Genomic DNA, 22,305 nt, shown 5'->3' with positions numbered 1-22,305 from the left:
CCATTAACGTCCTTGTAATGTGACATTACACAAATTAATCTATAATGACTGACAACTTCGGACAAACGAATAATTCCCCCACACGAATTAACTAGAGTAATGCATGAGCTCAATCACCAATCAACAACAGCAGCTTTCTCTGCTTCATACTTTTAGCGTTGCAGCGCGCCACTTGAGTTTTACCAAAGCAGCAGAAGAGCTCTTTCTGACCCAAGGTGGGGTTAGCCAGCGAATTAAAAAACTGGAAATGCAGCTTCAATTCAATCTATTCATTAGAAAAACCCGAAAGTTAGAGCTCACACCGGAGGGACAAAGAGTTCTGAGTGTTCTGAATTCATCATTTGAGTCCATTTTTTCTACCCTTTCTGACATTCAAACCGGAGAGCTGACTGGTAGCTTACATATAGCCACATCACCTTATTTTGCCTCTGCTTGGCTGATCCCGAGACTCCCTTCACTTCGTCAGCAATACCCCAATCTAAGCATCAAGCTGCAAACCAAACAGAATCAATCTGATTTTCAATTTGAACCTTACGATGTGGCGATTTTTTATAGCCAGGGGCGGTATCCCAATCACTTCAGTGAGCGACTATTTTCTGGAAAGAGGACACCTGTGTGCAGTGTTAATTACGCCACCGAGCATGGTCTTCACAATGGGTTGAGCGCTCTATCTGACGTTAATTTTATCCATAGAGGGGATACAAGTGCGTGGCAGTATTGGTTAGATGAAATGCATATCGACATTGATTGTAAAAAACGGTGTGACTTCTATAGTGACAATCGCCTAGCGATGGAAGCGGCGGAATTATCGCTCGGTGTGTTTCTTGCTCGGTATGAATTTGCGCTGCCTTTAATCCAAGCGGGGAGGCTAGTCGCGCCATTTCCGCATATTGAATCAGGAAAGGGCTACGATTTGGTTTGCCCTAAAGGAATGGAAACAAGAGTAAAATTCCAAGCGTTTTCTCGCTGGGTACATTCTGAACTAGACAATGGATAAAGAGTTCTCGTTATATTGCTACATAACCGAGTACGAATTATAAGCAGTTCAAATATAAAAATACCCTAGAGTGGCTCTAGGGTACGAATCAACAACACTCAAACTGAGTTTTATTGATTATTTTTTGTTAAAAAAATCAATAACTAGATCTTCAACCTGGACTGGGCACTCCTCCATCAACCAGTGGCCACATGACTCCAACACATGACTTTGAACGTCGTTGGCATACTCTTTCATTTGATTGATTTGAGTTGTCCCTAAACTACTTTGAGCGTTACCTGATATTGCCAGGATCAGCATTTCCCACAAATTATTTCAAGTACCATTTGCACAATAAAACTTCAAAAAGACATATTAAGTCCCTGTGGGAATATGTATTGGTAATTTTAAGGACTTAATCTTGCGTGTGTTATCCCCTATTATGCAATCCAAGTTGATAATTAAATTCAAACGACTACCAATATCTTTTGGTGAAATTTACGGTTCGATGTGACAACGAATAGACCTAACTGCCGCTTCTGTCATAAGAGTGACAGTGTCATAAAGCATGGTTATGGCCCCAACGGCCATCAACGATTTCGCTGTCTTGCTTGCCGCCGTACCTTTCAAGTGAATTACTGTTACGAGGCCTGCAAACCAGGAATTAGAAATAGGATTATTGAAATGACCACACAAAACCATGGAAAGCGAGAAACCAGTCGTCATTTACACGTTGCCTACAACACAGTTCTAAGCACATGTCATCGGGTAAGAAAAAAAGTCTCCACCCTTTGATAATACGAATTCTGATACGTTGCCGAATTCAATCACATTGAAAACGGCATTTTTATTGGATAAAAAACAACATTTTTGTGCCACTTTTCCAACACTTGGACTTAGGGCTCTAACAACAACCAATATCGACGGTACGTAATTACCGCATATTAATAATTTGAGTTGAAACAATGAAAAAACAAAGCTTGTTTATCTTTGCTCTATCTTTAGCCGTTTTTGGCGTTATCACGACAGAGCTTGGTATTATTGGTCTCCTTCCACAAGTCATGAAAGACTTCAATATTGATGTACAAGAAGCAGGTCTATTAGTCAGTGTCTACGCTATTGTCGTCGCGGTGAGTGGTCCCTTTATTACGTTAATGATGTCTGGGTGGAATAGAAAATACGTTTTAATTGGCATTCTTTCTTTGTTCGTTCTATCGAATCTGGTGTATGCAATGACGCAAGATTACACAACCATGATGATATTTCGCGTACTGCCAGCCTTGATGCATGCTGTTTTCTTTTCAGTTGCATTGGTAGCAGCCACTTCTATGGTATCAGTAGAAGAGCAAAGCAACGCCGCAGCAAAAGTATTCGGTGGTGTCGCTGTTGGTTTGGTCTTCGGTATTCCGATTAGCGCTTTTCTAGCTGAACAGTATTCACTTGCTTATGCCTTTTACTTTGGTTTAGCCGCTTGTGCCATTGCGTTAGTGAGTGTGATGTTCTTGATGGAAAGCGCTCCTGTTGAGGAAAAGATGTCATTCGGCTCTCAAGTAACTATTTTACGCAGCAAATCCATGTGGCTTTCTTTGTCGACCGTAATATTTGTATTTGCAGCAATGTTTTCTTCGTACAGTTTTATTACTCAGTACTTAAGTACTGTAACGAATATGAACGGCACGTGGATTAGTGCAATGCTGATGGTGTTCGGTGTGTTTGGTATCTTTGGTAACTTCATCTTTGGCAAATTACTTGGCAAAAACATGAAAAAGACCGTGATGCTTTACCCTATTACACTTGGCCTTATCTATCTTGTTGTATACTTCATGGGTTTCTCGTTCTCCTTCATGGTAGCAATGGTCGCGTTTTGGGGTGCAGTACACTCTGCTGGCTTGGTTGTGAGCCAAACATGGGTTATGGATAATGCAGGTGATGCGAAAGTATTTGCAAATAGTCTTTACATCTCTTTTTCAAATTTTGGGATCACTATTGGCTCGATAGTCGCTGGGTGGTTTATCGCTCAGTTCGGTGTAGAAAATCTATTCCTATCGAGCTTAGCATTTACGGTATTAGCGTTGATTAGTATCTTACTAAATCAGAAAAAAAGTCCCGCTCTTAAACTTTCAGAAGTGAATTAATTAGCGAAAGTGCTGACTTTCATGAGAGAAGCATAATCACAAAAGTCAGCACTATTTCTATTACTTGCTCACTCCTGATTGGATTAAACATGTTAGTCCAATCTGCCATTCATTTTGCACTAGATTACTTAATTCAAACAGCATATCGCTACTTTGGACTGTCTATTAGTTCTAACAAAGTTTGGGGCACAAACGTGCTAGAAAATGCCACGGGTAAAAATTCAACCTACGAAGGTTCTGGACAATTTCGTTTTAGAAAGAACTCTAATTTAGCGAAGCATGAATTATTAAAAGGATGACAAAAGTTGCTAACGAGAGTGTCTGATATCACTGAAGCAGTCACTCCGAAATGGTCAAAAAATCCGAGATACTGAATTAGACGGGAAAGTTGGACATTTTTGGTTTGACTTTTCATAGTATTGCTACACAAACTCGAAGTTGAGTATAGATGAATTAGGGTTCACTCCACCCAAATCACTGAAGAAGGTCTTTTACTATGAGATGCAATGAATCTAAAGGGCAGAACATTGGAAGCCCATTGGAAAACATTAGAGAGGTTGTTTCTAGCGTTGATACTGAGTTAATTATGGATAGGCTGTGTCATCTAGGTGAAGATTATGTAAGTTGGTATACCTCCTACTTGGTGGCCAGCTACGGACATATAACACCTCAAGACATTACCAACAAATATGGTGCTTCTGCATTACTGCAGTACATTGATATGAAGCTTGAGGGAGGTTACGAATAGTCAGATTTCATTATTCTTGTAGTATTTACAACTTAGACTCTCTCTGGCCATACACATGGCTTCAGCCAATCCCTTTTTATAAGTCAAAGGATTACTTTCTTAAATTCAATATCAATACCAAACCGGAGTGCGATTTTTTCTACATCTGATGGGTAAAAAGCATACTCTTTATCGATAATCCTTACTGTTGTTACTTCTAGCATCCCTTCATCTTTTAAAAATTCGGGATAGAGTGCAGGGTAACTCTCTTGAATGCTGCTCAAAAGCTCGGATGTTAATATGTACGGTGCGTTAACAGAACCAAAATAAACATTTAGTGTAATCATCTATCGCCTCAGCTATCCTTAAAATATAATCACCAAAAATTATCAAAGTGCTCTTTGATTCCATTTATCTCGATTACGTATCAGACGAGCGAGTTGATTTCATCAAGTAAAACCAGTTATATACAAATATCATCATAAGCATAACCAGCATTTTTGATAGGTATTTCTTGATTTTAAGTTAGTTTCAAACTTAATACTGGCGTCTATTACGCTGTTTAATAGAACCCTACACTCTTCAAGTGTTGAGCTTTTACCTTGGTTAAATGTACTTACACCGGACCTAAAACCGACTCCAATCGGATTTTCCCTACCAAACCGAAAAACCGCGTGAAGAACGAATTTAGCTACTATAGTCCATAGAACCAACCAAAAAACGCCTCAACTCCGCGCTTTCCCTACCATAAGTCAAAGGACAAAGGTATTGATGATTGATTCCCGTTTGCATACTAACCTTCAACCAGTGTCAATATTAAGGCTATTAATCTCAATTTGTCACGATTTCGATTGAACTTAGATCTATTACAGCCCTTTAAAAACATATACATAGAATATCTTAGCTCTGACCTGAAAGTACATAACCCAGAGGCAATACTGCTATAGGTTTCTAAGCATTGTTGGTTTCCAGCTCCCGTGGTTTAATAGGCGTTTTTTGGTTGGCCGCACCTTTCACAGTCGGTTAATGGCACCAAACGCCCCGTTTCGAAATGACCTAAAACCGCGAGCACTGCGAATTTAGCTACCACAGTCCATTGGGCTTAACATAAAAACGCCTCAGGCCCCAATTTGCCTACCATTAGGTAACGAACAAAGGTAAACCGTGATTGACTAGCAGCTTACTAGCCTTCGAAGGTACGTCTTAAACCGAAAATTGTCACGATTTCAGCAGGTCATCAGAGCAGCCCTAGTTACTAAGTACCAACTGTATCGAACCTAGTCTGGAGTGAGGTAAACTGTCCTTTTAGCGCCTTTTTGGACAAAAGTAAGTTAGGTAGGTAGGTGACCCTAATTCATGCTGGGTAGATTAGGAAAAGTATCGCGTGATACCGTCTTTCGCGATACTTTCTTATCTGTTAGTTAATAAGAGATACAAACATTGTTCTCATGTTACACATCCCAAAAACCTTTCCTGTTTGCACCTATGAGCGTCCCACCTTCCATAATGATCTGCAGGCCTAGAGCGAAAGCTAACATGTGTCAGCAACAACCTTCGTTTTGCTCTTGAAACCCCGACAAAAAAAGTACATAAATTTTCATCTGGATTTCCCCAATAGCTTTCATTTTCAACACCTAGTAGCACTACAGAGTCAAACTCTAAGCCTTTACTCTTATGAACTGTAAGTATTCTCACTGCTTGATCATCTTCAAAGCGTTTCAAAGACTCCAGAAGAGAGAATCCAGTTGACATTAATTGTTCAACCTTGGAGCAAGTGTCATTGAGTACTTCACGTAAACGTGATTCTGTTTCGTAGTCATGTGACAGAGACATTAGTGATTGAAATCCTACTTTTTCAACAAAACGTTTCAAACAGTCCCATCTGTTGGTATTTTCAAGAGTTATTGGATTCTGATTTATTGCCTTCTTCTCCTCAATGATGAAGCGTTGCCAATTTTGGACTAACTCTCCTCTTTCATCATCTTCTTCAGTGAATGGAACTAGCTTTTCCATCAAGCGAATCCATGCAGAGGGCTCTTGTTTACCAAAAGTGCTTAATAAAAAATCTATGATTAAGCGCGCAGCTGGCTCAACTGATATATCCAGCAACTGTTGTTCATTCCTATATGGAATACCTCGATCGCGCAGCGCAACCATAAGCTTCATTGCATATAAGTCAGGTTGATTTTTGATGAGTATGGCTATCTCAGCAGGAGGGACTTTCTCTTCATTTATCCATATGTCGATTTGCTCAGAAAGATAATCTGCTTCTTCTTGGCAATTTTCGAAAGGGTGAATTTGGATGTGACCTTCGTCTCCCGCGACTTGATCTTCGGGCATAACTGAAGCAGGGTCGAGAATTTTTACTATTTCATTTTGTAACTGAAGAAGCTTAGGCTCTGAACGAAAGTTTCGGTACATATTGAGTGGGGCAGCTTGGAAGTCTTCCTTAAAGGTTTCAAAAATGCCGTCAAGTGCACCGGCCCATCCCATAATTTTTTGCTTTGTGTCACCGACTGCCGTAAGGCGAATATTCGTTCCTTGAAAGGCAACTTTTATAAGCTCATACTGATGATTCGTACAATCCTGGAACTCATCCAAAAAAACATCTGTGTATGTTTGTCTCAATGCATTTCTAGCTAGAGGGGACTCCTCTAATATTTTTATTGCAAGCGGAACTAGATCCGTGAAATCAATTTGCTTATGAAGAACTTTAGGGCCAATTGTAAAGCCCGCTTCTAAGGCGTTATCCCCAGTTAATACTGGACGAAAGCGTTCTATAATTCGCTTAGCAAAAGCATGGAATGTATAGCTATCAAAACGAGATGATAGTTCAATACCACATCTGCGCTTAATTCGTTCCTTTAAATTGCTACTCGCATCTACCTTAAATGAAATAGCAAGAATGCGTCTAGGGTATCGACATGAACCAGTACGAAGTAAAAAATCTGCTCGTTGAGCAAGCATCTCTGTTTTTCCAGCACCTGGGCCAGCCGTCAAGGCTAAGCTAACTTCACGTTCCTTAGCTGCTCGATAGGCGTTGGGTTCCAGAACTAACCCGTCAGCTGGTAGCCAGTTTTCCACTTTAATCATTCAGGAAGCTCCAACAATATTTCTTTTGCAGCTTCAACCAACCGCTCTAAGGATGGGGGAATGTTTACCAAAAGTTGCTCATCAGATAGTTTAGAGAGAGCACTGATATGCTCAGCGGGTTTACTGCCGATTTTGAATAACTTGTGATATGTAATAAATAACTTCCGTTCTTCATCGTCGTATTCGGATGCTTCAGTACGAGACTTGCCTAACACCGCTTTGATCTGTGGAAGTTCTGGTTCAACTTGATCATCAATTTCGATATTGAATGCTGTAGGAAAGGCTCTCAGCATTGCAAAATCTAAGTCCATTGGATAAGAGAAAAACACCCGTCGCTTTTCCATTTCTTCTAAATAATGATGAAAATCTCTGATTTTGTGGTCAGAATCGTCCCATCTTGGGATAACTGTAAACCCATCAGTTAACTGAAGAGCTGGTTTATGTAGTATTAATTGATCATTGGTTGTTTTGATACGCCCCCAACCACCTTGATACCTACCCACGTCAAGGTCTAAAAGTGTAATGTGCGGGATATTTAGTCCTTCAAGGAGCCTCCAAAAGTGGTTCACATGCCGTCCACCAAGAGGGGCTACGGTAATACCAAACGCGTCAACAGGCACTTCTTTAACTTCTAATAATCGTGGTATGACAATTTCTTCACTATCACCTTCCCCAAGAATAACTAAGCGTGAAAAGTATATTTCAGGAAAGGCTTTTACCGCCTGAGTGACAAACTTATGGGCATCGCCGTAATGCTCCTCGTCAGGTATGTTAATACTAGCAATAGTTGTTTCTCTATCCGAGTTCAAACGCATGTAACGTATTTGTTTCGGCTCGATACGTCTAAGCATCGATGGTGCATGAGTTGCGATGAGAGCCTGAGCATCCCCGTGACCGAGCATCTCTTGAAGAGAACTCACAATTCTTCCTAAATAGTGAGGAGATAGACTATTTTCTGGTTCTTCTACTGCAATTAAGGTAAACACTGCAGGACGAAGTTTATCAGGATCAAAAGAGTCGTCTCCTTTTAACACTGAACGACCAATTGCCTGAGATGAAAGGACCAGAGATAAATATAACATCGACTTTTGCCCATCACTTAGCCGTGAAAAGTCAACGTTAGCTTCATCATGTCCTGGAGCAAATGAAATAGATAGGTGGCGAAGTAGCGATTCAATTTCGCTAGCCACAAAAGTAATTTTTGGTTGCGTGAAAAACTGTCCTTTATGTAAACAAGACCATGACTTTTGGATACTTGTGCTTAGAGCATTTACCGATATGTTAGCGTCAAGACTCGAACTAATTTGGTCTGTATGCCCCTTTACAGTCTCTCGCTCTACCTCCCAATTAACAGCTCTTAACATACGTCCTAATAAAGCATTGGATCCAAAGGTGATATGTTCAGCTGGGTCTCGTCTCGCCGGAAGATAATGTATTTGAATCTGATTGCGGTCTATACGAGAAACTTTAGCTGTACTATGTGGTTGCTGATTTTCATCTAGCTCCAAGACATATATCAATGACTCATCGATATCACCGTCAATACCCATAGATGCTTCTAAACGAAATCGCACTCGAGGAATGTCTTCCCCATCGACTAATCTCATATGAGCAAAGTGCGGTGGGACAGTTGTGCTATCTGCCTCTTCATGCAATTCAGGGAATAGAAAATCAGCTTCAATCCAAAGCGTTCGCTCTTCAGGATGCTCCGTTTCGTTACATGGAACATGGAAGTCAGATTTCTTTATTCGTCGTAGAGATGGGTCAAAAGCAAACATTCTACAAAGTGCCTGAAGAGCAGCCGTTTTTCCTGAGCCATTGGGGCCAATTAGAAAAGTTAGATCGTCAAAAGATAATTCTGTAGGTGTTGAACCATAACTCTGAAAATGTGAGATTCGCAATTTATCGAGTTTCACTATGTCTCCTCATTCTATTATTCAATAGATTAACTTAGATATAAAACGCATACTTATGTAATCAAGCTTAAACAGTTTGTTATCTATTTACCTAGATGCTTTCAATTTGCCTATCGCTTCTAAGATTCTTTTTACTGCGCTTATAGCCTTCTGAGGCTCATTACACTCACTAGCCAAAATTCTTTCTACATGTACACCTTCGTGCTGTAACGTTCGTACTCTCGCTTGTGCCTCTGCAGGCGTTTCCTGGTGTACGGTATCACCGTCAATTTCAACGACCATCGTAATTCCATTATGGACTATTACAAAGTCAGGCTCGATTCGGCTATATGTCTGCCCCCCGCGAATAAAAACAGGCAGTGGTGAAAAAGATACGCCCTCTGACTTTAGTGCTCTGTAAAAATGAATTTCTGGTTGTGACCTAAACAACAAACCATCAGTCGATAGAGGTGCAACATTATCTGAACGCACACGACCTTGATTTGTAATTTTGCTACCTGATAACCAAGCTGACGCTTTCTCACGCCATTGAGGATCTTCTTGGACGGCGGGAATGATTTTTACAGTCGACAGAGTATCATTCTCAAAATTTGATAAGAACACACCAGCGTTCTCTAAAATGGCATGCTCAATTTCTGCCAAATCTGACTCTAATTGTGGATACAAATTAATTGGAACATGTAAATACAAAGTGTAATGAGTTGTACCACCGTTCCAGTTATCGTAATAGCTTTCTTTAACCTCCGGAGATGAATAGGTCAATACAGCAACTTCTCGTGCTGCACCCTTTGCAGCAAACAATCTAGCTAATGTCCCCAGAATCGATTCTGGGTCTGCAAAAAAACGTGTTTGCATAAATGTCTCCAATCAAAGTGATTAACGCCTGATTAAGTTGAGCAATGCTTTCAGAGGACTTAAATATTCAAACTCAAACTCAAACTCAAACTCAAACTCAAAACCCAATGATGGAATGAAAAATGCCATGTGTTGGGAATCACTCTTAAATGCTTGTTAACTTTATTTAGCTACGGTATAGCCATAAGGGACTAACAACTTTGATCTTGGGTCACAATCGAAGTCGTAGTTTATTTTTAGTTTATGACTAGGGATCAAAATTTCTTCAGAAATTCTTCTTTCGAATGCAGAAGCCCTTAAACCTTCGTAGGATATTCCTTCTTGATCATCTTCATAATAACTATATTCGTCGTCTGGTCTCAGGATGTTATATCCACTGAAGTAGACTCCTAACACCTTGAATTCACCTTTGTCATTTTCACGGGTTTCTACATCTATACTAACTTCTCGATTCTTCCCGGGAATTGCATAAAAACGATTTTGATATGTTGCTAAGACATCTGAAATAAATGCAAAAGAGTCATTGAATTCAGAAAATTTCTGAAACTCGAAAACACTATTAAACTTGGAAGTTTTAAAGTTATCACGTAACTGGCCTTTGCTATTAAAGAAAACCTCAAATAGCATGCCATCCAATAAAGCTTTTCGTGTTTTAGTATGAACTTCTGTTGTTCTTTCTCTAAAGTACGTGATGTATGTACTTATATCACGCGCACTACCACACGCTGCTTGATAAATATTACGACCTAATACAAATGCAGCATCATCATCGCTGTCATTGAGGGTAGATGCTATAAGGTCTGAAGCTACTGGATTTTGTGTATACCAATTGTGACTTCTAAGGCTACGAATTTCACTATGTAAAATCTTCGATGTGTCAATTTGAAACAACTCATCTGAAATAGCTTCATTGGAATAAATGTCTATTGAAGCACCCAAGCTGAGATTGAAGAAGAAATCACCAGATAATGAAGTATGCTCCCACGATGTTTGACTTCCCTTTGTAAGTACAGCAAGTGAATTGCGTACTCTTTTAAACATATCTTCAATAGGGATATCCGGGACAGCTATATGCTGAAGCAATGCTTCTGTATATGCGCCATTGCGTTTCGCACCATCACTAGCGACTTCCCCTGGAGAAGTGGAAAACGCAATGATCGTTCCCTTTGGAGCATAAACTGGAGCTAAACCATCCAATGAAGGGTCTCGATTCCAAGCCCGGAGGTAAGGGTTATTACGACAAGCATCAAGAATAATGATGTTAGTTTTGTTTTTACTCTTTTCCATGATTTCGATGATCTTATTCAATGGATAAGAGGAGTACTTTGCATCAATTTCTGATCGAAAGTCCGAATCTACAGCCGTAATATAATTTTCACCTTCAATTTGCATTCCATGACCAGCAAAATAGAACAGTCCGATTTCATTACTATTTAAGTTATCACGGAAGGAGTTAACTGATTCATCAATAGATTTTTTAGTCGCATCCGTTAGCTTGATAACCGAAAAGCCAAAATCTGACAGTTTTTGGCTCATATCTTCCGCATCATTTGTGGCATTTTGGAGTTCTTGCTGAGGGTAAGCACCATTACCAACAACCAATGCAGTCATTTTTCTATTCACTTTTGTTCCTCTGAACTTCTAATAAAGTTAACACGCTCTGAAGGTGAGTAACGCAATATCGATACAGCCGTAAACCACCTTAAACACAAAACGCAACGCATAGTAAAAATGCCACGCATTGCGAATCACTCTTAAACAGTTTGTATGGATTTTAGCTTCATATCATCCGCACATTGTGCCGTTTCTTCGTGTTTGTCTCAATAGATAAACTTCATAGTTTCAATCATATAAATTTATTGCATAAACACTTGATTGCTTACTTAGTTCTAATCAAAGTTCCGTTGAAGCATGGTGGAATTTACCCCCGTAATACAACATGGTGATTCACGACAAACAGCATTAGAAGAATGGATAACTTCTAGTAAGAAAAAAACCCATGAACAGGGTATGAATGAGTAAAAGGTCTATCCAACAATGGGGCAAATGCGTGCTAGCTTGACCGTCCTTCTGGGCCTGACACTACCCCAAACAGAACAATCTTTATTGTAAATGATCAGACTTTATTGGAACTGAGCAAACTTTATTGTCCGCTGACATTTTCTTCCCTTGTATTAACCTTTCGACTTAGCGACTTCCACTTACGTTTTGCCTCAAAGTCATTTAAAACAAAAACTAAACAACATCCTGTCCACGTATAATTGCTCATAGACCAGAAACTATTAACTCTACAGATCGGATTATTAACATGACAGAATTGTAACGGCTTTAGCGGAAATTCGTTAGAGACACCCTACAAACGTAAGACTGTGTACTTGGCCTACTTTTCATTATTCTAAATGCCTGAGTTAGACCAGAAGCTCCAACTTAGCCATGTCCCGAGACACCATAATTAAAGATGGCTATAGTGAATAAACCTGTAGCCATTTTTCACCTTTTTCGGTCTTTACGTGCTTTTTGTCGAAGTTAATCATCAATAATAATCACTCAAGCTTTATTATTACTCTCGAGAGTTAATCAATAACGAGTAAACCCTACTTGCCGTTGGCAACATCCATAATAGTTGCCAGCTTTTCAATAGCATCAACAAAAGCCACTTTCGTTGTAGGTCGCCCTTTGGCATCGAGCAGTCGTCCATTTTTGCCTATGCTCCAACCGAAGTCTGCCAATCGTTTCTCGGAGATAAAGTCAGTAAGAGCGCGGAGTTCAACCTCAGTAAGTTGGTTTTCCAAATAGTGTGAGGCTTGCTCCTCACGTGGCTGATTTCGCATATCAACCTCAATGGTTGTTACACTTTTGAGGATGTTCAACTCGTTCTTTAACTTTTTATTCTCAGCTATTAAATCAAGCACTTGATAGCGAACTGGGGCATCTTCGATTTGATTATACCATGTCGATGTATCAGCTTTAGTCTGCTTAGGTATATCTTGCGTATACGCTGTCTCGTAAGCGGAGATAAGTTGTCTAAAGTGTTTACCTGTCTTATTTCGTATCGCCTGTGCTTTTACCCCCCCCATCTCATCAGAAATACGACCTATGGTTGCAATACTGAAATCAGATACCTTACGCCTTACTTGGCTCTCACAGGCCTCTTTGATGATTTCAAGACTTCGCTTGGTTCGGGAACCCGCTTGCTCAAATAAGCATTCGTATATCGTTTGAATAGTGTCGTTACTCATTGATGGCCACCACTCTTTAGTTCAGGCTTTGTAGCACTAAGTCTTAGGTCACTCAGTGAGCGACCATCGAACAGAAGTTTCAAATTTTCTTGAATTTCCGCTTCCTTAATACCAAGGTCTTTTAGTGTTATCACTGACTCCTTATCCATCAATTCCTCTACTTTTTCCCAGCTTCCTGTACGTGCTCTAAGGAGTTGAGTTATCTCATTACCAATTGCGAGTTGTTGTTTCTCAGATAATAAAAACATACTGGGATAAAGACCGTTTTTCTTCGCAAAGAGATCAAGCAATTGTGATCGAGCAAGACTTGCATTTCTTGGTCTTGCCGATTGATGTATCGAAGCAGACTGGCAAATCATATCCAGATGGATGAAATCAGACACCTCGTTCATTTGTGCTTGTATTGCACTTTCATCATCCAGCGTGATAAGGCTCAAACCTTTAGTTTCATTTTCACCTTTTATTTTTCTATTGAGCAGTTCAACACTGTTCATAAACAACCGTATAGCAACAATGAGGTCGAGTGTTAAACCATCAAATTTAGTTACCTCTTGTTCATAATGCGATGCTGTCAAAGAGAGTTGATGCGTTTTCGTGAAGATTTCACCGTTACGTTTAGCGGTGTATTGCTCATCTTCTAAATTGTCGAGTTCATCCCTCAATTGCCCCATGACATTGGCGCTTGCTTTACACTCTAGTGAAATTTCATTACACAACATCTGTAGGCCACCGATAAACGCAGGGCCTGTACGAAAATGGCGGCACGTTAGGCAATTACTATTCCCTAGGTAGCCGGCTCTGACATGCTCATACCGAGTCGTGTTATTGGCTTGTCTCTCACCGCCATCATGACAACGTGTTCGACCATAAGGGCATAAGCCAAAGTCCATTATACTGTTGGCCGCCGCTGGTATATCTGAGGCAGTGGAGGTAATTAGCTCTCCTTTGGCACCGATCAATTCGCTAGTCAGTTTCTCCATCTTACGTTGACGTATCATTATCTCAACCCGCTGTGTTTGATTTTTGATAATGAGTGATTCAGACTCTTGAAGAGCCTTTCTAATCTCTTCATCCTGAACTTTGGTGTAGTAAATCGTCATCACAATACTGGAGTGCCCCACCAACTTCTGCACGATTTCAGGAGCGATTTTAGCGTCACGTATGAATGCGGTAATTAATGACACTCGCATCGAGTGAAGCGTAAAGAGGGCTCGAAAATTTGATAATGAATTGCCTGTTATATTCTTGTCTTTTTTTTCTTTTAAAGTGGCAAGTGGTAGTTCATCAGACTGAATATTATATAGCACCGCTGCGTAAGCGCTCGCCAACTTAGATTGCGATATCGGAATGTGTCGTAACGATTTAGGTTGCGTAGGATCTCTAAAAAGAAAGCAAGAGCGACCTTTGTAACCATATTGTTGTAGTACTTCAACCGATTTACTTCTATAAACATTGTGAATATCCCTAAGTGACGTCCATCTTGTGGGGGTATCAAGCGGATTGTATTTGGTTTGCCAGTCTCTTAGTCGAATAACCCAGGATATCAAACGATCGTCAATCCACGGAATATCATATCCTGTGTAAGCATTTTTGGCTGTCTTATTGGTGTTGACATGACAACCCACACCAGAAAAAGAGTCACGGGGAAGTAATATGCCTTGGTGATGATTGACTTTCACGCGATAGTTTGGAAACAACGAGTTATCTTTCCAAACCCACTTACCACCTTCATTTACTAATAGCTTTTCATCAGCTTCGCCTGAATCTAACCAACATATTTGTTGACCTCTAAATGGCATATAGAGCTGAAACAATACAGCAATTATTCTGACCGGAGACCACATGAAAAACTGATCACCTTCTTTTTTCCATACACAGTCAGGGTCTAAAGTATTGATTACACTTCCTTCCACTTCAAACCACTCAGATTTACTATCAAAAACAGAAGATTTCTCTAACAGTCGCTTGTAAAGCTCCAGAATATTTTCTACCGCTCCTTTTTTGTGGCGAATCAAGAAGTGTCGAGCATCATCAATAAACCGAAAAGGTAAAGCTTGTTTGTTGGATTCCGAACGACTTATCTCACCAGATATGTCGGTAGTAATGTTCTGTTTTTTTATAGGATTTCTATAACCTTCAAGTGTAGTGATTTCGCCTGTCTCTTCGCATGTAATAGAACATCGTTTCTCAATAATATAATCAAAAAAGTCTATAAGTATTTTGAGTGAGCCTGTGTGCCGAAATGAGTCCGACAAAGAAGTTAACCAAACATTAATATCAGGAAATTTAAAATCAATATCACAGGCAGACTGTGGCTTGGCTGGTAAGGTTTGGCGATATGTTTCATAGAAGCCTTTTATTAAGCGCTGCCTGTTTTTGATGCTCACTCCTGTGTCTGTCCACTCTTCAGCAACGGCTACCCAATCATCAAATTTACTGTTACTAAACACATCAAATGGTAATGGACGGAATAACAAATACTGAGTTTTGGTGAAACCCTGTATTTGGTCAGGTTTATAAGCTAAATATGGTTCTGATGAGCTTGCCTTGTCGTATTCTTCTTTTGAAGAAATCTTATGCTCATTACAATACTCTCTGACCTTTTCCGCATTCCACAATTTATCTTTATCGAAAGACAGAAATTCATCAAAGGTATCAAAACCGTAGAATGCCACAGCGTTTTGGGGAAGAGCACGATAGAGTTTTTGAAGCTTCTGATAGGATTCCGTGTCACAAACATGTTGACCTTTATCTCGGAGAAGTCTTATTGCATCCAGCGGGTCACGGTAAGTGATGCCGACATAATTATCCCAATCATAATATTCTTCATAGATAAGTTTGGGGTTCGGTGGCAAGCCTAATTCTTTTAATGGGAGCGATATATATTCTACTCCATTCAAATCCCCGTGTTTTTCCGACAAATATTCAACTGCCTGAGCATACGATAATATACTACCAGCGAAGAATTTCGGCCAGTTTATCCAACCTTTTCCGCGGTATGTCAAATGAGGAGAAGAAGGTAAGCGCGGATCTTCTCTGTAAATTTTTTGATAATCAGCCTGAGTTTTAACGCCAATAACTTCGGTGGCGGCTCTTGCCTCCTCATAGGTTGGATAGAAACCTAAAGATTGCTTTTTTCCTAAGTAATCACTCCAGTTAACCCATTCGTCCTGATAAGCGACCGAAGGAGCAGAAGGCAAGCAAGGATCTTCTTTGTAACGCTCTCTGTATTCATCATAACCTTTAATACCTAGACGTTGTGTAGCGACTTTGGCATCCTCATAGGTTGGAAAGAGCTCTACACGTTGGTCTTTTCCAACAAAATCGTGCCAACTCAACCAATCATGATTGTAATAAAGATGAGGTGAAGAAGGTAAACGAGAGTCTTCTTTGTAGCGTTTGTTGTACTCATTTTTGCTTTTTATTCCAAGACTTTGTACAGCTATCTTCGCTCCAACAAGGGTTGAATAGAATTTGATAGGACGCACTTTACCAAAGAAATCATACCAATCTAACCATTGTTCCTGGTACACCTTGTCAGCGTTAAGAGACAAGCGCGGGTCTTCTTTATAGCGTTTTCTGTATTCACCATGAGTTTTAATCTTGAGGTGTTGGACGGCGGCTTTAGCTTCAGCAAGGGTTGGATATAAATCTACAGGGGGCTCTTTGCTGAGGTAATCGTACATATCCACCCATTCATTTTTATAACACCTTTGAGGATTCGAAGGTAGGTGGGGGTCTTCTTTGTGGCGTTTTTTATACTCTGTGGAAGATACAATACCAAGGGTTTTGATGGCGGCTTTGGCTTCGCCAATTGTTGGATATAAATCTACAGGTCGTTCTCTTCCTGTAAAATCATACCAATCTATCCAGTGTTCACGATACACATGGTAAGGTACACTAGGTAAGCACGGGTCTTCTTTGTAACGTTTTTTGTATTCTCCCTGAGTTTTAATCTTGAGGCGTTGTACTGCGACTTTGGCTTCGAGGAAAGTGGAATATTTTTTTTTCACCATGTGTTGCTTCCTTATTTACCAAAACCAAAAGGTAATTCTTGTGGAACTGACATCTCCTCTGCTTTTGCTAATGACTTTTCCACCTTTTTAATGTCAGGCTCAGTGTAAACCTTTTGACTATCGGCGGATTTATGATGTAACGCTCGCTGAATAATGATTTCATTAATGCTTGGACAGACTTCACGAGCATCAGCTAGTCTCTGAGCATAGGCATGCCTATGACTGTGTGGCGAGCCTCCAGCATTTAAATAATGGGAGATACCAATCTTCTTTACGGCTATTTGATGTGCTCTTTTAAAGCTTTTCATGGTAAGGGGATCGCCATTTCGGTTTGTAAATAGAAAAGGGTGTTCCCGACCAATCAGGGGGGGTACTCGCTGTTGAGTTACATAAATGCGGAACAATCTATAGAAGAGTTCTTTAATACCAGGTAGGCCAAAAAAAACACTGCAAAGTATTTACCTTCTTCATTTACAACAGGATTTTTCCAGCCTGCATGGTATTTATCATTTGCGGTTAGTCTATCATTTAGCCCATATTTCTCTTGTAAAAATTGACCACGAGTACAGAATGGGTTCTTAGTTTTGATTCGATACCATTCTGGTGCAAAACCTTGGGTGGGATGATAGACTCGGATCTGCTCATAGCCAGCATTAGGTATTATGTCATCAATATAAAGGTGAAATACCTCGGAGTTTCTGAGGCCGCCAAAATGCATGAGCATAGTAATTAGAATATTAGCAAGATTGAAACGTTGTTCTATGGGGGCGTTTGGTGATACCCCTTTCCTGTTAAAACCCTCAGTTAACAATTCAAAAATTTTATCTTCTGAAAAAGGTTTTTTTGGTTCATCAATAATTGATGGTAATTGTCTGCGCTGAACTGTTCTCACCCAATTTACACTATCGCTTTTGTGTTGGTTTGAAAATGTATGTTTTAAGAAAGCATTGTTCATGCGGTGATTGTATGCCGCAAGATTTAATATCATCTCAGTCGGTGATGCTTTACGTTGTGGATTCAATAGTGAGCTTGTACCATCACTTTGCTCATATAACCAATCTGAAAACATAGTGACGTGATAAATTATCTCGTTTCCAGTCTTAATTGAGCGAGGTTTCCAACGCAACTGAGTTGTATCCTCACCTGATTCGGCGATAGTTCCACCGAAAATGCGCTCTGCAAAAGACTTGAACAACTCATGAGGGTCATCAAAACAGTCTTTATTTACCATTGTGTAATCAAGCAATAACCTTACTGCATGGATCGACTTATCAATCCAACTGCTCTTAACGCCCTTCCGCATTTTCTGTTCAAGCATGAAACGTAGATGTGAAATAAGAACACCTTCACCATCAACAACTATTGCTCTCATCGGAATAGAAAGATCGTGGTTATCAAGCTTCACATTAACTTTGACAACAGAACTGAACAATATTAAATCCTTTTTAGTATTCACATTATACAGTATGTGGTAATATTTAAAAATCGCAAGTATAAAAAAAGAACTTTTCAGCTCTAATTATTTATTTGTACTCTAAAATGCTTAGTTTTAGTATGCTCATCCATAGGGTAATATACCACCTAATCGCTTGCCGTGTTTTTTCAGGTAATCCCACAGCTCGGTGATACGTTCTGATGGCCAGTCGGCAACCATTTGCGAGAAGGAATCCGCTTCACGCTTGGCATTGTGGATCATCATGGCGTTGGCAGGTATGGTCATTACCTTGGTGAGGTGGCGAATAATGCGCGGGTCTTGCGCTTTCTGTTCCCACATCTCATTCGGCAGCATCAGCATCTTTTCAATATCGAACTCAAAGAATACTTCTTCAAATTGTGGCCACTTCTTTCTCACCACATTCCACGAAATACCACACTGGAAGACCTTTTCGGTAAAAGCGGCCAGCCAACGGTCATCAGTGATTTGTGATAACTCGGCTTGTGAAAGGGGCGCACGGACAATCTTTTCGAGTTCGGCCGCTCCGCCTTTACGGTGAGCCGCACGTTGATAAATGGTGTCGAATTTTTCTTGGGTCATTGAAGGTTCCAAACTAAAGCGATTCTTTATGATATGGGGACTAATTTCTATATGAAAAGGAGCTTAAGCTTCTGTCGCCAATTGAGCGAGAAAACCACGCATGTAGTCGGTGCGCTTGTTGGCTTCTAATTTGGCAGATTCTGTATTCATTGTTTCAGCCAGCTTGAATAGCTTCACGTAAAAGTGGTCGACGCTGTAATGTTTGTCATCCAAGTCACGTTGCTTCGCAAACGGGTCTTGGTGGTTATAGAGTTCTGCGTTAAAGCTCTGGCCCACATACAGGCAGCGAGCAATACCAATCGCACCGAGAGAATCTAGTCGATCGGCATCTTGGACGATTTGAGCTTCCAAGGTTTCTGGAGTGATGTTGGCACTGTAGCTGTGCGTGACAATGGCATGATGGACCTCATCCAAATAGGACGCAGGATAGTCGATAGATTTGAGGAAAGAAATCGCCTTGTCTGCTGCCATTTGCGAGCTTTGGGCTCTGTCCGGGTGGTTCTTAGGAAAGGTGAAGCAATCATGAAGGTAAGCGGCGGGTAGAACGACTTCAAGCTTGGCCTGTTCTTGGACACACAACGCCTTAGCGGTTTTGACTACGCGCTTGATGTGGCTGATGTCGTGAGCTGCATCTTGTGTCATCTCTCGCTGTGCAAAATCAAGCAGTTGGTCTTCAAACTTTTCCTTCACGCGTCTCTTTCTCCATATGTAGATGTTAGCAATCTGGCTTATTACTTAGGATATATTCCACCTCGACTGTAACAGTTTCAAGCGCGAGTTTTTATCTTTTATAAAAGGAGTACCTACAAAAAAACCGACTTTGTGAGTCGGCTTGATAGAGAGGCTTGTCTATGTATTTTAGGACGAGACAGGTAAAAGCGTTATCAACGGTAATCAGAACTTAAGCAGCGGCTTATTGAAGCTGTGCTAACACATGATGCAGGGAAGGGCTGATCGTGTGACCAAGGGCTTTGACTTCTTCGCAAGGCTCAACCAGATCTGGGATCTGGAAACTGATCATGTTTGCAGCCATCGACGCGCGAATACCGTTGTTTGAATCTTCAAACGCTAGGCAGGTTTCAGGTGCAACACCGAGGCGTTCTGCCGCTAGCAGGTAGATCTCTGGATGAGGCTTACCGTGAGTTACTTCGCAGCCTGTGCTTAACGAGGTGAAGTAAGAATCTAGGCCAGCCAACTCAAGCTTCTTTTTTGCAATATCAAGCTGAGTCGAGGTCGCCACCGCGATTGGAATGTCGTTTGATTTGAGCCATTCAAGAAGCTCAATCACGCCGTCTTTTACAGGGATCGCTTGGTTCTTAACAATCGCACTATAACGAGTTCGCCATTCGTTGTTTAACGCAGGATAATCTAAGCCTTCACCGTAACCATTTCTAAAGATCTGTTCGATGGTTTTTGCGTTACAGCCAATAATGCCTAGGTAGACATCTTGCAAAAACGGAACACCTTGCGCGTGACATGCTTCTTCAAAAACCTGCATACAAAGTCGCTCGGTGTCGAGCAGTAGTCCATCCATATCAAAAATAGCAGCTTGAAAATTCATATCCGTGGTTCTTTATCTATTGTCGTCGTGAGAATGAGTATTTTGACATAGTGTCTAAGGATAGGCGAGTCAGCGTTGAGTTAGAATCGGAAGTATTGGGTGTGCAATATGCTTCTGAATGACTTGAAATCTCATTAATTCAAGCTGAAATAATATCGTTCAGTTATGAGCCTAATCTTTTATAGGTCATCGAGATCTAACAGATACAATTATGACTGTTATACATAACAAATCGAGGTCGGGTGTTTGTTTTACTATTACATTTCATAAACTTACAGGCTTGTTAGCGTGACCATAATCTTATAAAAAACAATTTGCGGTAGCCTTCAATGATAGTGTGACCAAGCAATAAGTAAATGGCTGAGCTTAGAGACAAAATATCATTAGTCCATATTTTTAGCAGGGTTGCTTATGTTGTATTTTGAGTTTCTATTTTTATTAGTCGTACTTTATATCGGGTCTCGGTATGGTGGTATTGGCTTAGGTGTTGTTTCTGGTATTGGTTTGGTTATCGAGGTGTTTGTCTTCAAGATGCCACCAACGTCTCCACCTGTCACTGTCATGTTGATCATCCTCGCAGTTGTGACTTGTGCTTCGATTTTAGAAGCGGCGGGAGGCTTGAAATACATGCTGCAAGTTGCGGAAAGGGTACTGAGAAAGAACCCGAAACGCGTCACCTTGATAGCACCGTTCGTGACTTACTCGATGACTTTCTTATTGGGTACTGGCCACGCGGTTTACTCTATTATGCCAATCATCGGCGATGTGGCATTGAAGAACGGTATTCGTCCTGAGCGTCCAATGGCAGCTGCGTCGGTAGCATCTCAGTTGGCGATTACGGCATCACCAATCTCTGCGGCTGTGGTGTACTACCTCGCGCAGCTATCTGATATTCAACACTCTATTACTCTGCTTTCTATTTTGATGGTGACGGTTCCTGCAACATTGTTTGGTACGTTCTTGCTTTCTTTGTATAGCTTAAAACGCGGTAAAGAATTGAGCGACGATCCTGAATACCAAGCACGCCTAAAAGATCCTGAGTGGAAAAAACGCATTGAAAGCACCACCGCGACCTCTTTGGATGAAGTTCTGCCAACTTCGGCTCGTAATGCGGTTTTGATTTTCCTATTGTCGATTGTCGTGATTGTCATCGTGGCAATGGTGCCAGAGATCCGAACCATCGTAGACGGCGACAAGCCAATCAAGATGTCAGTGATCATCCAGATGATGATGCTCTGTTTCGGCGGTATCATTTTGCTGGCAACTAAAACTGATCCGCGTGATGTGCCAAACGGCGTGGTATTCAAATCGGGTATGGTGGCGGCGATTGCTATCTTCGGTATCGCATGGATGTCGGATACTTACTTCCAATATGCAATGCCTCAATTTAAGTCGGGCATCGTGGAAATGGTGACTAACTACCCATGGACGTTTGCACTAGCGCTATTCATTGTATCGGTTGTGGTGAACTCTCAAGCAGCAACTGCACGTATGATGCTACCTGTTGGCCTTGGCTTAGGGCTAGACCCAGCACTGCTTATCGGCTTGATGCCAGCAGTTTACGGCTACTTCTTTATCCCGAACTACCCATCAGACATCGCAACAGTGAACTTCGATGTCTCTGGCACAACCAAGATTGGTAAGTGGTACTTCAACCACTCATTCATGTCGGTTGGTTTAATCGGTGTAGTAGGCGCATGTTGTTTAGGCTACGCATTGGCTCAGATTTTTATCGCTTAATTAAACTAGCGA

The 22,305-nt window shown here is 40.8% G+C and carries 15 protein-coding genes and 1 pseudogene; 4 read left to right on the top strand and 12 right to left on the bottom strand.

From position 1 onward, the window contains the following. The first annotated feature begins 103 nt into the window (after window positions 1–103). The 3 genes from L8S15_RS13635 (at window position 104) to L8S15_RS13625 (ending at window position 3,859) form a co-directional block, all read left to right on the top strand. Window positions 104–997 (top strand): LysR substrate-binding domain-containing protein, encoded by an 894-nt coding sequence (locus tag L8S15_RS13635; protein ID WP_016795505.1) that lies wholly within the window; start codon window positions 104–106, stop codon window positions 995–997. Window positions 998–1,941: 944 nt separating this feature from the next. Continuing rightward, entirely contained in the window at window positions 1,942–3,111 is a 1,170-nt protein-coding gene (locus tag L8S15_RS13630; RefSeq protein WP_102371150.1) for an MFS transporter, read from the top strand. 496 nt (window positions 3,112–3,607) lie between these two features. Next, window positions 3,608–3,859 (top strand): hypothetical protein, encoded by a 252-nt coding sequence (locus L8S15_RS13625; RefSeq protein ID WP_016795518.1) that lies wholly within the window; start codon window positions 3,608–3,610, stop codon window positions 3,857–3,859. 83 nt (window positions 3,860–3,942) lie between these two features. On the opposite strand, the gene L8S15_RS13620 is transcribed toward L8S15_RS13625, so the two are convergent. The 12 genes and pseudogenes from L8S15_RS13620 to L8S15_RS13560 form a co-directional block, all read right to left on the bottom strand. Continuing rightward, on the bottom strand, window positions 3,943–4,185 hold the full coding sequence (locus L8S15_RS13620) for a hypothetical protein (RefSeq protein WP_016795519.1): 243 nt from the start codon (window positions 4,183–4,185) through the stop codon (window positions 3,943–3,945). A gap of 1,099 nt (window positions 4,186–5,284) precedes the next feature. After that, window positions 5,285–6,931 carry an ATP-dependent helicase gene (locus L8S15_RS13615; RefSeq protein ID WP_280573588.1) on the bottom strand — a complete coding sequence of 549 codons (1,647 nt, stop codon included), beginning with the start codon at window positions 6,929–6,931 and terminating at the stop codon, window positions 5,285–5,287. Then, complete coding sequence (locus L8S15_RS13610; RefSeq protein WP_029203663.1) at window positions 6,928–8,847, bottom strand: AAA family ATPase; 1,920 nt, start codon at window positions 8,845–8,847, stop codon at window positions 6,928–6,930. The genes L8S15_RS13615 and L8S15_RS13610 overlap by 4 nt, the downstream gene beginning before the upstream one ends. 87 nt (window positions 8,848–8,934) lie before the next feature. Further along, the gene (locus L8S15_RS13605; protein WP_016795523.1) at window positions 8,935–9,702 is read right to left on the bottom strand and encodes a hypothetical protein; all 768 of its coding nucleotides are present in this window, start codon (window positions 9,700–9,702) and stop codon (window positions 8,935–8,937) included. A gap of 162 nt (window positions 9,703–9,864) precedes the next feature. Beyond that, complete coding sequence (locus L8S15_RS13600) at window positions 9,865–11,325, bottom strand: caspase family protein (protein ID WP_029203664.1); 1,461 nt, start codon at window positions 11,323–11,325, stop codon at window positions 9,865–9,867. 971 nt (window positions 11,326–12,296) lie between these two features. Next, on the bottom strand, window positions 12,297–12,941 hold the full coding sequence (gene gmtX / locus L8S15_RS13590) for a gamma-mobile-trio protein GmtX (RefSeq protein WP_016795526.1): 645 nt from the start codon (window positions 12,939–12,941) through the stop codon (window positions 12,297–12,299). Further along, on the bottom strand, window positions 12,938–16,957 hold the full coding sequence (locus L8S15_RS13585) for a VPA1269 family protein (RefSeq protein WP_102371147.1): 4,020 nt from the start codon (window positions 16,955–16,957) through the stop codon (window positions 12,938–12,940). The genes gmtX and L8S15_RS13585 overlap by 4 nt, the downstream gene beginning before the upstream one ends. Window positions 16,958–16,968: 11 nt before the next feature. Next, on the bottom strand, window positions 16,969–17,361 hold the full coding sequence (locus tag L8S15_RS13580) for a tyrosine-type recombinase/integrase (protein WP_280573576.1): 393 nt from the start codon (window positions 17,359–17,361) through the stop codon (window positions 16,969–16,971). Next, window positions 17,343–18,389, bottom strand: coding sequence for a hypothetical protein (locus tag L8S15_RS13575; protein WP_280573574.1), 1,047 nt, complete (start codon window positions 18,387–18,389; stop codon window positions 17,343–17,345). Before L8S15_RS13575 ends, L8S15_RS13580 begins: the two co-directional genes overlap by 19 nt. 144 nt (window positions 18,390–18,533) lie before the next feature. Further along, window positions 18,534–18,992, bottom strand: a pseudogene (locus L8S15_RS13570) (DNA-3-methyladenine glycosylase I); the annotation flags it as partial. A 63-nt stretch (window positions 18,993–19,055) separates the two neighbouring features. Next, window positions 19,056–19,682 (bottom strand): HD domain-containing protein, encoded by a 627-nt coding sequence (locus tag L8S15_RS13565; RefSeq protein WP_016766966.1) that lies wholly within the window; start codon window positions 19,680–19,682, stop codon window positions 19,056–19,058. A gap of 223 nt (window positions 19,683–19,905) precedes the next feature. Next, window positions 19,906–20,553, bottom strand: coding sequence for an HAD family phosphatase (locus L8S15_RS13560; protein ID WP_280573572.1), 648 nt, complete (start codon window positions 20,551–20,553; stop codon window positions 19,906–19,908). A 411-nt stretch (window positions 20,554–20,964) separates the two neighbouring features. On the opposite strand from L8S15_RS13560, the gene L8S15_RS13555 reads away from it, so the two are divergent. Then, window positions 20,965–22,293 carry an anaerobic C4-dicarboxylate transporter gene (locus tag L8S15_RS13555; protein ID WP_016766967.1) on the top strand — a complete coding sequence of 443 codons (1,329 nt, stop codon included), beginning with the start codon at window positions 20,965–20,967 and terminating at the stop codon, window positions 22,291–22,293. Window positions 22,294–22,305 lie beyond the last annotated feature (12 nt).

Source organism: Vibrio sp. S/42/10 (assembly GCF_029890535.1).
Lineage (GTDB): Bacteria > Pseudomonadota > Gammaproteobacteria > Enterobacterales > Vibrionaceae > Vibrio > Vibrio cyclitrophicus.
This window is presented reverse-complemented; position numbering and strand designations above follow the sequence as displayed.

Bases quoted from the DNA above. Each gene is read 5' to 3' on its own strand.
- L8S15_RS13555 (WP_016766967.1), top strand. From the start codon at position 20,965: ATGTTGTATTTTGAGTTTCTATTTTTATTAGTCGTACTTTATATCGGG.
- L8S15_RS13635 (WP_016795505.1), top strand. From the start codon at position 104: ATGAGCTCAATCACCAATCAACAACAGCAGCTTTCTCTGCTTCATACT.
- L8S15_RS13605 (WP_016795523.1), bottom strand. From the start codon at position 9,702: ATGCAAACACGTTTTTTTGCAGACCCAGAATCGATTCTGGGGACATTA.
- L8S15_RS13585 (WP_102371147.1), bottom strand. From the start codon at position 16,957: ATGGTGAAAAAAAAATATTCCACTTTCCTCGAAGCCAAAGTCGCAGTA.
- gmtX (WP_016795526.1), bottom strand. From the start codon at position 12,941: ATGAGTAACGACACTATTCAAACGATATACGAATGCTTATTTGAGCAA.
- L8S15_RS13620 (WP_016795519.1), bottom strand. From the start codon at position 4,185: ATGATTACACTAAATGTTTATTTTGGTTCTGTTAACGCACCGTACATA.
- L8S15_RS13625 (WP_016795518.1), top strand. From the start codon at position 3,608: ATGAGATGCAATGAATCTAAAGGGCAGAACATTGGAAGCCCATTGGAA.
- L8S15_RS13560 (WP_280573572.1), bottom strand. From the start codon at position 20,553: ATGAATTTTCAAGCTGCTATTTTTGATATGGATGGACTACTGCTCGAC.
- L8S15_RS13615 (WP_280573588.1), bottom strand. From the start codon at position 6,931: ATGATTAAAGTGGAAAACTGGCTACCAGCTGACGGGTTAGTTCTGGAA.
- L8S15_RS13630 (WP_102371150.1), top strand. From the start codon at position 1,942: ATGAAAAAACAAAGCTTGTTTATCTTTGCTCTATCTTTAGCCGTTTTT.